The organism is Streptomyces sp. NBC_00513 (assembly GCF_041431415.1).
GTDB lineage: Bacteria > Actinomycetota > Actinomycetes > Streptomycetales > Streptomycetaceae > Streptomyces.
The window spans coordinates 5740337-5751870 of the sequence record NZ_CP107845.1 but is presented as its reverse complement, the minus strand read 5'-3'; the positions used below and the strand labels follow the sequence as shown (position 1 = coordinate 5751870).

9 protein-coding genes are annotated in these 11534 nt (G+C 71.1%); 4 read left to right on the top strand and 5 right to left on the bottom strand.

Annotated features, from left to right (window positions below):
- Positions 1–6: 6 nt before the first annotated feature.
- Together OHA84_RS26540 and OHA84_RS26535 are read right to left on the bottom strand one after the other, a co-directional pair.
- Positions 7–1197, bottom strand: a complete 1191-nt coding sequence (locus OHA84_RS26540) for a GTP-binding protein (RefSeq protein ID WP_266969478.1) — start codon at positions 1195–1197, stop codon at positions 7–9.
- Positions 1198–1232: 35 nt separating this feature from the next.
- A complete protein-coding gene (locus OHA84_RS26535; protein ID WP_266950322.1) occupies positions 1233–2384 on the bottom strand; it encodes a citrate synthase/methylcitrate synthase in 1152 nt (383 codons plus the stop codon).
- Positions 2385–2454: 70 nt separating this feature from the next.
- On the opposite strand from OHA84_RS26535, the gene OHA84_RS26530 reads away from it, so the two are divergent.
- From OHA84_RS26530 to OHA84_RS26520, 3 genes are all read left to right on the top strand, one after another.
- Entirely contained in the window at positions 2455–3714 is a 1260-nt protein-coding gene (locus OHA84_RS26530; protein WP_053676290.1) for a citrate synthase, read from the top strand.
- 350 nt (positions 3715–4064) lie between these two features.
- Entirely contained in the window at positions 4065–5666 is a 1602-nt protein-coding gene (locus OHA84_RS26525) for a sensor histidine kinase (protein ID WP_266950320.1), read from the top strand.
- Positions 5663–6370 carry a response regulator gene (locus OHA84_RS26520; RefSeq protein ID WP_078998505.1) on the top strand — a complete coding sequence of 236 codons (708 nt, stop codon included), beginning with the start codon at positions 5663–5665 and terminating at the stop codon, positions 6368–6370. Before OHA84_RS26525 ends, OHA84_RS26520 begins: the two co-directional genes overlap by 4 nt.
- Before the next feature lie 31 nt (positions 6371–6401).
- Here the strand turns inward: OHA84_RS26520 and OHA84_RS26515 are convergent, their stop codons facing one another.
- The 3 genes from OHA84_RS26515 to OHA84_RS26505 all read right to left on the bottom strand — a co-directional run bounded on the left by OHA84_RS26515 (position 6402) and on the right by OHA84_RS26505 (position 10761).
- Positions 6402–7994, bottom strand: coding sequence for a cation acetate symporter (locus tag OHA84_RS26515; protein ID WP_266950318.1), 1593 nt, complete (start codon positions 7992–7994; stop codon positions 6402–6404).
- On the bottom strand, positions 7991–8482 hold the full coding sequence (locus tag OHA84_RS26510; protein ID WP_053676293.1) for a DUF485 domain-containing protein: 492 nt from the start codon (positions 8480–8482) through the stop codon (positions 7991–7993). The genes OHA84_RS26515 and OHA84_RS26510 overlap by 4 nt, the downstream gene beginning before the upstream one ends.
- A gap of 158 nt (positions 8483–8640) precedes the next feature.
- On the bottom strand, positions 8641–10761 hold the full coding sequence (locus OHA84_RS26505) for a type IIA DNA topoisomerase subunit B (RefSeq protein ID WP_053676294.1): 2121 nt from the start codon (positions 10759–10761) through the stop codon (positions 8641–8643).
- Between the two features lie 445 nt (positions 10762–11206).
- Here OHA84_RS26505 and OHA84_RS26500 point away from each other — a divergent pair, with 445 nt between their 5' ends.
- The gene (locus tag OHA84_RS26500; RefSeq protein ID WP_030239625.1) at positions 11207–11443 is read left to right on the top strand and encodes a hypothetical protein; all 237 of its coding nucleotides are present in this window, start codon (positions 11207–11209) and stop codon (positions 11441–11443) included.
- The last annotated feature ends 91 nt before the right edge of the window (positions 11444–11534 follow it).

The following is an 11534-nucleotide window of genomic DNA, read 5'->3' as shown; positions in this document are numbered from 1 at the left end:
CGACGCCTAGCCGGCCCGGACCCCGGGCACGGTGTCGGGCTCCGGGTCGGCAGCGGGGTTCGGGGCGGGGTCCGGGTAGGGCTCTGGATCGGCAGCGGGGTCCGGGTCGGCAGCGGGGTCCGACCGCTCCTCTTGCGGGGGCCGGGCCACGTAGCGCAGGACGCCCCACATGCTCTCCGGGCCCGCGAGGTGCGGTCGCGGTTCGCGGCAGGCCTCCAGTTCGCGGAGCAGTGCGGGGCCGTCCGTGCCCGAGCCGATCAGGACGAGTCGGGTCACCCGTGGTTCGCCCCTCCCCCAGGGGCCGGGGGCGAAGCGGAGGAAACGGCCGACCGCGTGGACCTCGTAGCGCTCGTCGTGGCCGGGGACGCCGAAGTGGACGAAGCCCTTGATCCGGTAGAGCCCGGCCGGACGACGGTCGAGGAAGTCGATGAACCGGCGCGGGCCCAGGGCCTGCTCGGAGACGAACTCGACGCTCTCGTAGGCGGCGTGCGCATGCCCCGTGTGGTCGCCGTGTTCCCGTTCACCGTCTGCCGCCTCCGCCAGCAGGTCCTCGAAGGAGAGCTGGCCGCGCGTCCGCGCCCAGGGGCGCGCGTCGAACAGCAGCTCCGGGTCGATCCGACCGTGGTCCGCGCCGATCACGGGGGTACCGGGTGCGCAGAGGCCGGCCAGTTCGGCTTCGATGCGGGCGCGCTCGGCCGGATCCACCCGGTCGGTCTTGTTGAGCACCACCAGGTCGGCGACGCCGAGGTGGCGGTCGGTTTCCGGGTGCCGGGCCCGAGTGGCGTCGAACTCCGCCGCGTCGACGACCTCCACCATCCCGCCGTAGCGGATGGCCGGGTTCTCGCTCGCCATCAACATGCGGATCAGTTCCTGGGGCTCGGCCAGCCCACTCGCCTCGATGACGATGACGTCGATCCGGTGCACGGGGGCGGAGAGCTTCTCCAGGTACGCGTCCAACTCGCTGCCGTCGACGGCGCAGCACAGGCAGCCGCCGCCGAGCGAGACCATGGAGTCGCCGAGCTGCCCGGCCACCGACATGGCGTCGATCTCGATCGAGCCGAAGTCGTTGACCACCACCCCGATCCGGGTGCCGCCCCGGTTGGCGAGGAGGTGGTTGAGCAGGGTCGTCTTGCCGGATCCGAGGAATCCGGCGAGGACCACGACGGGGATGGTGGGGTGGGACTGCCTGCTGTTCACCCGGTCGATGGTAGCCGGCGTGGCACCGTGACGGCTCAGCCGAGCGCCGGGACCGGTTGGGGCGGGGTCGGCCCGGTGTAGCGGGCGGCCGGGCGGATGATCTTCGAGTCGGCGGCCTGTTCGAGGATGTTGGCGCTCCAGCCGACCACGCGGGCGGCGCAGAAGGTGGGGGTGAACATCTCGCGCGGCAGCCCGCACAGTTCCATGACCACGCCCGCGTAGAACTCCACGTTGGTGTGCAGTTCCCGACCCGGCTTGAGCTCGGCCAGGATCGCCTCCACCTGCTGTTCGACCTCGACGGCGAAGTCGACCAGCGGGCCGCCGAACCGGCGGGCGATGCCCCGCAGCATCCGCGAGCGCGGGTCCTCGGTGCGGTAGACCGGGTGCCCGAAGCCCATGATCCGTTCGCCGGCGAGCACCCGTTCGCGGATCCACGGCTGGATCCGGTCGGCCGTGCCGATGGCGTCGAGGGTGTCCAGGGCGCGGCTCGGAGCGCCTCCGTGCAGCGGCCCGGACAGGGCCCCGATCGCCCCGGTCAGGCAGGCCGCGACATCGGCACCGGTGGAGGCGATCACGCGGGCGGTGAAGGTCGAGGCGTTGAACCCGTGGTCGATGGTGGAGATCAAGTACTGCTCCACCGCTCGGACCTGGACCGGGTCGGGTTCGCGCCCGGTCAGCATGTGGAGGTAGTTGGCCGCGTACGGGAGGTCGTCGCGCGGTTCCACCGGCTCCAGCCCCTGTCCCAGCCGGTGCAGGGCGGTGAGCAGGGTGGGCACCGCGGCGCAGGCGGCGAGGGCGTCGGCGGCCCGGCGGGCGGGGTCGAGATCGTAGACCGGGCGGAAGCCGGCGGACGCGCCCAACAGCGAGAGCGCGGTACGGAGACCGGCGAGCGGCCCGGACAGGGCGGTGGCGCGGGCGAGGGCGGGCAGGGCGTCGCGCACCTCGACGGGGAGTCGGCGCAGGGGGGCGATCTCGGCGGCGAAGGCGTCCCGCTCGGCGAGGTCGACGGGCAGCGCGCCGCGGAACATCAGGTGCCACACGTCCTCGAAGGTGCGGCCCTCCGCGAGTTCGACGGCCGAGTACTGGCGGTAGTGGTAGAAGCCTTCTCGGCCTCGGACGTCACCGAGTGCGGTTTCGGTGACCACGACTCCCGCGAGACCGCGGGGTACTTCGACGGTGGTGTTCATGGATTGACCATCGATGATGGATTGAATCCTTGTCAATATTGATTGAATCAATCTATGTAGGGTGTGCGTCATGAATGCCGAGACCGACGAGGCGGCCGGCCCGCGCCGGATCAACACCCGGGAAGCGGCGCGGCTGCTCGGAGTGAAGCCCGCGACCGTGTACGCGTACGTCAGCCGCGGCCAGCTCGGCAGTCGCCGCGACCCGGTCGGGCGCGGCAGCAGCTTCGACGCGGCCGAGGTGGAGGCGCTGGCCCGGCGGAGCCGGCGCGAGGCGGCGGGCCCCACCGGGAGCCATGCCGGCGAGCTGTCCGTTCGCACCTCGCTCACGCTCATCGAGCCCGACCGCTACTACTTCCGGGGCGTGGACGCCGTCGAGTTGGCCTCGCGGTACCGCTACGAGGAGGTGGCGGAGTGGCTGTGGACGGGGTCGCTGAAGCACGGCGCACGCTTCGTCGCTCCCCCGGAGCCGCTGGCCGCCGCCCGGCGGGCGGTGGCCGCCCTGCCCGAGCACGGCGGACCACTGGACCGGCTTCGGGTGGCTGTCGCCGCCGCCGCGGTGGCGGATCCCCTGCGGTTCGACCTGTCCGAGGAGGCCGTACTGGGCTCCGCGCGCTGTCTGATCCCGACGCTGGTCGGCGCCCTGCCCGAGCAGGGCGCCGCCCGGTGGGCCGGCGACACCCGGCTGGCCCGCCTGCTGTGGTCGCGGCTGACGGCGCTGGACCCCGACCCGGACGCGCTGTCCGTGCTGGACCTGGCCCTCGGTCTGCTGGTCGACCACGATCTGGCGGCCTCGACCCTGGCGGTACGGGTGGCCGCGTCGGCGCGGGCCCATCCGTACGCGGCGGTCTCGGCCGGACTCGGCGCGCTCGAAGGCCCGCTGCACGGCGCCGCCGGCCGGCTCGCCCACCGGATGCTGGTCGAGGTCCTGGAGCGGGGCGGGGCGGCTCCGGTCGTGTCGGAGTATCTGCGAGCGGGGCGCCGGGTGCCGGGACTGGGGCATCGGCTGTACCGCGGCGAGGATCCTCGTGCCACGGCCCTGTTCGCCCGGCTGGAGGCCCTGGACCAGGCCGGCCCGGCGCTGGGCGCGGCCCGCGACGTGGCCTCGGTGATGGCCCGGCACGGCGGCGGGCTGCACGCCAACGTGGACCTGGCCCTGGCGGTGCTGACCGTGTCCTGCGCGATGCCCGCCGAGGCCGGGGAGACGGTGTTCGCGGTGGCCCGGACGGCGGGGTGGATCGCGCACGCGCTGGAGGAGTACCAGGAACGGCCGCTGAGGATGCGGCCGAGCGGGCACTACGAGGGCCCCCGCCCGCCGCGGCCGATGCCGTGACGGGCGGGGAGCACCGGGACGGGAACCGGACCGCGCAGGAGCGCGCGTAGGCCTCGAACTCGCCGCTCCGCCCGGCGGGACGATCGGGGCCCCGCCTCGGGGCAGGCTCGTGTGGGCAGGTGTCGGCCGCGTCCTGCTGGAGTCGGATCCCGCTGCCGGCCGGGACGGTCTCGCCCGGCCGGACGTTCGCCTCGTCGTAGACGTGAGTTGCCGAGCCCTGCCGAGTCGTCTACTGCTCTGACCGCACTCTTGTGCCTTCATCGCTTGCGCAAGCCGGGCACAAATGACGCAAGGGGAATTCCGCTTACGCCGAAGCCGACCTACGGTTGCTGGTCATGCGGTTCCCCCACATGAGCGCTCGGCGCCTCGGGCTGCCCAGAAGGGCCGTCTCCCAGATCCTGCTGACCCAGCTCGCCATCGCGGCCGGCGTGGCGGTCCTGGCCACCGGCCTCTTCCTGGCGCCGCTCGGAGCGCAACTGGACGACCAGGCCATGCGGCGCGCCCTGGCCATCGCCCAGAGCGCCGCCGCCGACCCCTCGCTGGCCGCCGACCTCCTCGACTCGGGCCCGGATGGCGACGGCCCCGTGCAGTCCGCCGCCGAACGGATCCGCAGTGCCACCGGCGCCGAGTACGTGGTCGTCGTCGACCTCCGGGGCATCCGGCGCTCCCACCCCGACCCGAGCCGCATCGGCCTGCCCGTCTCCACCGACCCCGGCGACGCCTTGGCGGGCCGCGAGGTCATGGAGATCGACGACGGCACCCTGGGCCGCTCCGCCCGCGGCAAGGTCCCGCTCCTGGCCGCCGACGGGGAGATCGTCGGCGCGGTCTCCGTCGGCATCGCCTACGACAGCGTCCGCGAGCGACTGCTGGGAGCCATCCCCGGCCTGCTCGCCTACGCGGGCGGCGCCCTGGCCGCGGGCGCCCTCGCCGCCTACCTGCTCTCCCGCCGCATCCAGCGACAGACCCGCGACCTGGCCTTCTCCGACATCGCCGGCCTCCTCTCGGAGCGCGAGGCGATGCTGCACTCCATCCGCGAAGGCGTGATCGCACTCGACCGGCACGGACGGATCCGGCTGGTCAACGACGAGGCCGCCCGACTGCTGGGCCTCGACCCCGCCGCATCGGGCACCGTCGCCGGACGCGCGCTGGACGAGGTACTCGGCGCGGGCCGTACCACGGACGTCCTCGCGGGCCGGATCGACGGACGGGACCTGCTCACCGTCCAGGGGCCCCGCGTCCTGGTCGCCAACCGGATGCCCACCGACGACGGCGGAGCCGTCGCCACGCTGCGGGACCGCACCGAACTGGAACACCTCGGACGCGAGCTGGACTCCACGCGCGGACTGATCGACGCCCTGCGCGCCCAGGACCACGAACACGCGAACCGGCTCCACACCCTGCTCGGTCTCCTGGAGCTCGACCTGTACGAGGAGGCCGTGGAGTTCGTGACCGAGGTCGTCGGGGTGCACCGCAGCACCGCCGAGCAGGTCACCGAGAAGGTCCGGGACCCCCTGCTGGCGGCCCTCCTGGTCGGCAAGACGACCGTGGCCGCGGAGCGTGGCGTCCCGCTCCGCCTGGCCCCCTCCACGCTGCTGCCCGACCGGGTGGTGGACCCCGGCGGCCTCGTCACCATCACGGGCAACCTGGTGGACAACGCCCTCGACGCGGCGGCCGGCTCGACCGCCCCGCTGGTCGAGGTCGAGCTGCGCGCCGAGGGACGTACGGCGATCCTCATGGTCCGGGACAGTGGCCCCGGCGTACCCGCCGAGCGCCGCGAGGAGATCTTCACCGAGGGCTGGTCGACGAAACAGCCCACGGCCCACCGCGAACGCGGACTGGGCCTCGCACTCGTTCGTCGCCTCGCGGAGCGGCAGGGCGGTACCGTCCGGGCCGGCGAGAGCGCGGACGGAGGGGCGGAATTCTCCGTCGTGCTCCCGGAGGCCCTGCGATGAACGAGTCCCCGGTTCACGTATTGGTCGTCGACGACGACATGCGTGTTGCCCGGATCAACGCGGCGTACGTGGCGAAGGTTCCCGGATTCCGGGTGATCGCCCAAGCGCACTCGGCAGCGGAGGCGTTGGCGTTCCTGGACACCCACGACGTGGACCTGATCCTCCTGGACCACTACCTCCCCGACGAGAACGGCCTGGACCTGGTCCGGCGGCTGCGCCAACGGGGCCACCACACCGACGTCATCATGGTGACGGCCGCCCGCGACCTCGCCACCGTGCAGGCCGCCATGCGACTCGGCGCCCTCCAGTACATGGTGAAGCCGTTCGCCTTCGCCGGGCTGCGGGCCCGCCTGGAGGCGTACGGCGCCCTGCGGCGCACCCTGGAGACCGGAGGGGAGGCGGAACAGGCCGAAGTGGACCGCATCTTCGGCGCCCTGGCCTCGGCCGGCACCCCGAACGACCTGCCCAAGGGCCACTCGCCGCCGACCGCCGACCTGGTCCGCCAGGTGCTGCGCACGGCCGAGGGGCCGCTCTCCACCCAGCAGATCGCCGATCGCGCCGGCATCAGCCGTCAGACGGCCCAGCGCTACCTCAAGCTCCTGGACCGCACGGGTCGCGTCACCCTCGCCCTGCGCTACGGAGAGACGGGCCGCCCGGAACACCGTTACGCCTGGCGCCACTCCGATCCCGGCGCCGCGCACTGAACCGGGCGACCGCCACGACCGACCGGGTGGGTCACACCGCCCCGGCGCCCGTCAACGAACGGACCTCCGTCTCCGCGTGCTTGCGGATGTCCGGCTCCTCCGTCGAGGTGACCGTGCCGAGCCACCCCGCCAGGAAGCCCAGCGGAATCGAGATGATCCCCGGGTTCTGGAGCGGGAAGTACTGGAAGTCCACGCCAGGGAAGAGCGACTCCGGACTGCCGGACACCACGGGCGACAGCACCACCAGCAGTACCGCCGGCACCAGTCCCCCGTAAACGGACCAGACGGCCCCGCGGGTGGTGAACTCACGCCAGAACAGCGAGTACAGCAGCACCGGAAGGTTCGCCGAGGCGGCCACCGCGAAGGCCAAGCCCACCAGGAAGGCCACGTTCAGGTTCTGCGCGACCAGTCCGAGGCCGATCGCCGCCGCGCCGATCCCTACCGCGGCGACCCGCGCCACCGCGACCTCGCTGCGCTGCTTGGCGTGCCGCCGCTTGAGCGAGGCGTACAGGTCGTGCGCCACGGAAGCCGAGGACGCCAGGGTGATCCCGGCGACCACCGCGAGGATCGTCGCGAAGGCGATGGCCGCCACGAAGGCGAACAGGACCGCGCCCCCGGTGCTCTCGGCGCCGCCTCCCAGGAATGCCGCCAGCAGCGGAACCGCCGTGTTCCCCGAGGCGTTGGAGGCCCGTACCTGCTCGGGACCGAGCAGGGCGGCCGCCCCGAAGCCGAGCACGATGGTCATCAGGTAGAAGCCGCCGATCAGGCCGATCGCCCAGACCACCGACCGCCGGGCCGCACGCGCCGTCGGCACCGTGTAGAAGCGCGACAGGATGTGCGGCAGCCCGGCCGTGCCCAGGACCAGGGCGAGGCCGAGGCTCATGAAGTCGAAGCGGGCGGCCCAGTCTCCCCCGTACTTGAGGCCGGGGTTCAGGAACTTGGCCCCGTGGCCGCTGCGTTCGGCGGCGGTGGCCAGCAACTGGTCGAAGTTCCCGTGGAAGCGCAGCAGCACCAGGACGGTCAGCGTCACGGCGCCGCCCATGAGCAGCACGGCCTTCACGATCTGGATCCAGGTGGTGGCCCGCATCCCCCCGAAGGACACGTAAACCACCATCAACGCGCCGACGCCGACCACGGTCAACGTCCGTGCGCCGGCGCTCGAGTTGCCCAGCAGCAGGCCCACCAGGCTGCCCGCGCCGACCATTTGCGCCACGAGGTAGAGCACGGACACCACCACCGAGGAAGCCCCGGCCGCGATCCGGACGGGCCGCTCGCTCATCCGGGCGGCGACCACGTCGGCGAGAGTGAACCGGCCGCAGTTGCGGACCAGTTCGGCGACGAGGAAGAGCACGACCAGCCAGGCCACCAGGAAGCCGACCGAGTACAGCAGACCGTCGTAGCCGAAGAGGGCGATCAGTCCGGAGATGCCGAGGAAGGAGGCCGCGGACATGTAGTCGCCCGCGATGGCGAATCCGTTCTCCATCGGGGAGAACAATCGCCCACCCGCGTAGAACTCTTCGGCCGACCCGTGTCGGTTGCGACTGACCCAGGTGGTGATGCCCAGCGTGACCGCGATGAAGACGCTGAACAGGATCAGCGCGAGGGTCTGGTGTTCGGTGGTCACCGGCCCGCCTCCCAGGTCCGGATGCGCTCCTGGTCCCGCTCCTGCTCGAAGACGGTCCAGCGCAGGTCGAGCGCGGCCCGGTCGCGGCGCAGCCGCGCGTGCCGCGCGTACGCCCAGGTGAGGAGGAACGTGCTCAGGAACTGGCCCAGTCCCGCCAGCAGGGCCACGTTGATCGATCCCACCACCGGCCGGGCCATGATGCCCGGCGCCGCGGTCGCCGCGACCACGTAGGCGACGTACCAGAGGAAGAAGCCGGCGGTCGCGGGTACGACGAACCTCCGGTAGCGGCTGCGTACCTCCTGGAAGGCGGCGCTTCGCTGCACTTCCAGGTAGATGTCCGAGGCCCCGGTTGCGGGCCGGTCGCCGGCGACCGGGCGCGGAGGGACCGTTTCCGCTACCTCGCCCTCCCCCCAGCCGACCGCCAACGCGTCGTACCAGGGGTCGTCGAGCCGGATCGTTCCGGCATCACGACCTTCGTGCTTCTCCACCGAACTCTCCTTGTCCGCCGCCGCATTGGCCGCGTGGTGACAAGGATGGGTGGAATCGATGTTTTCCGGACTGATGTACCGGTGCTCTTCACTCCATCAGGTGATGAAGTGAAGAGCATTGGTGTGTAAGGGCGTTCAGCGAGTGGACGCCGGCCGGGTCAGGCGTCGATGCGCGAGCGGTCCAGGGTCGCGGCGGAGCTGGTGATGAACTCCTTGCGCGGGGCCACCTCGTTGCCCATGAGCAGATCGAAGACCGACTCGGCCGAGTCGAGGTCCCCGATGTTGATCCGGCGCAGCGTGCGGAACCGGGGGTCCATGGTGGTCTCCGCGAGCTGATCGGCGTCCATCTCGCCGAGACCCTTGTAGCGCTGGATGGCGTCCTTGTAGCGGATGTTCTTGCGCTGGTACTCCAGCAGCGTCTGACGCAGCTCGTTGTCCGAGTACGTGTAGACGTACTTGTCCTGGCCCTTCTTCGGCTGGACGAGCTCGATCCGGTGCAGCGGCGGCACGGCCGCGAAGACCCGGCCCGCCTCGACCATCGGGCGCATGTACCGCTGGAAGAGCGTGAGCAGCAGGCAGCGGATGTGCGCGCCGTCGACATCGGCGTCGACGAGCAGGACGATCTTGCCGTAGCGGGCGGCGTCGAGATCGAAGGTCCGGCCCGAGCCGGCTCCTATGACCTGGATGATCGCGCCGCACTCGGCGTTCTTGAGCATGTCCGAGACCGAGGACTTCTGGACGTTGAGGATCTTGCCGCGGATCGGCAGCAGCGCCTGGAACTCGGAGTTCCGGGCGAGCTTGGCCGTGCCGAGCGCCGAGTCCCCCTCGACGATGAACAGCTCGCTGCGGTCCACGTCGTCGCTGCGGCAGTCGGCCAGCTTCGCCGGCAGCGAGGAGGACTCCAGGGCCGTCTTGCGACGCTGCGCCTCCTTGTGCTGACGTGCGGCGATCCTGGTCCGGGCGGCCGCGACGATCTTCTCCATCACGGAACGCGCCTGCTGCTTGTCGTCCCGCTTCGTCGAGGTCAGGAACGCCTTGAGCTCCTTCGCGACCACGGCGGCGACGATCCGGGTGGCCGCGGAGGTGCCCAGCACCTCCTTGGTCTGGCCCTCGAACTGCGGCTCGGCGAGACGGACGGTGACAACGGCCGTCATGCCCTCCATCGCGTCGTCCTTGACCACGTCGTCCTCGGCCACGCGCAGCAGCTTCGCCGAGCGCAGCACCTCGTTGACGGTCTTGGCGATCGAGCGCTCGAAGCCGGACACGTGGGTGCCGCCCTTGGGGGTGGCGATGATGTTCACGAACGACTTGACGTTGGTCTCGTACCCGGTGCCCCAGCGCAGGGCGATGTCCACGCCCAGCTCGCGGGTGACCTCGGTGGGGGTCATGTGGCCGCGGTCGTCCAGGACCGGCACGGTCTCCTTGAAGGTGCCCGTCCCGCTCAGGCGCAGCACGTCGCAGACGGCCTTGTCCTGGGCCAGGTACTCGCAGAACTCGCTGATGCCCCCGTCGAAGCGGAAGGTCTCCTCGGTCTTCCCGGCGCCGTCGATGCCGCGCTCGTCGCGGACCACGAGGGTCAGGCCGGGTACCAGGAAGGCGGTCTGGCGGGCGCGCTGGTAGAGCGTCTCCAGGTTGAGCTTGGCGTCCTTGAGGAAGATCTGCCGGTCGGCCCAGTAGCGGACCCGGGTGCCGGTCTTGCCCTTGGCGATCCGCTTGACCTTGCGCAGCCCGTTGGCGGGGTCGAAGGGGCTGTCGGGCCCCTGCTCCGTGAACATCCCGGGGACGCCGCGGCGGAAGCTGATGCCGTGCGTGGAGCTGTTGCGGTCGACCTCGACGTCGAGGCGGGCGGAGAGGGCGTTGACCACGGAGGCGCCGACGCCGTGCAGGCCGCCGGAGGCCGCGTACGAGCCGCCTCCGAACTTGCCGCCGGCGTGCAGCTTGGTCATGACGACCTCGATGCCGGACAGGCCGGTCTTGGGCTCAACGTCCACGGGGATGCCGCGGCCGTTGTCCCGGACCTCGACGGAGGAGTCCTCGTGGAGGATCACCTCGATGTGGTCGCAGTAGCCACCCAGGGCCTCATCGACGGAATTGTCGATGATCTCCCAGAGGCAGTGCATCAGGCCACGGCTGTCGGTGGACCCGATATACATCCCGGGGCGCTTGCGGACGGCCTCGAGGCCCTCGAGGACGAGCAGGTGCCGCGCGGTGTAGTTGGAACCGTCCCGGTCTGCTCCGGACAGCAGCGCGCTGGAAGGCACGGACGTGTCGGCGGTCACGCAGTTCGCTCCTCGCTGAATTTCTTTTCTGGCCCGGTCGGGCTCAGGGGTTCATCGGTTGCCGGTCAGAGGGTACCGAGGCCTGGTAGAGCCGATGCAACGCCACCCTCGTGGCTTCCACAGCGTAGTGCAGGCCCGCACGGGTGTTCGATCCCCCGTGGGGGTGAAGCAAACATCACGTTCCCTTCCAGGCATGAACCATTTAGTGTTCGGGCACGTCCTCATGAACAACCGGCACTCACGCCGGGGGGACTGAACTGCTACAAGCGAACGACTGACAACGCGAAACCGTAAAGCAACGCAATACGGCTCCTTCGCCGCCAACCGGCAGCAGCCGGCCAGCTTCGGAAGGAAGTTTCGAAAGAAAGCCGCGAACGGGAACGTTTTCGGCCTGGTTGGATGTTGACCCTGGTACGACAGCTCGTCGAGCTAGAGAAGAGGCGACGTGACTACTGTTCTGACACCCGCGACCCCGCTGACGGCCGCTGACCGATGCGACCGTTGCGGCGCCCAGGCATATCTGCGCGTCGTCCTGCTGAGCGGCGGTGAACTGCTCTTCTGCGCCCACCACGGGCGTAAGTTCGAGCCGGAACTCAAGAAGATCGCCGCGGAAATACAGGATGAGACCGAGCGGCTCACGTCCGCTCCGGCTGCGAATGCCGCCGACACCGAGGACCGCTGACACAGGCCTAGACCTCGCATCCGACGAGCAAGGACCGGCCAGGCCGGTCGACGGGCGGCACCTCTGTGACCCAGGGGTGCCGCCCGTCCTC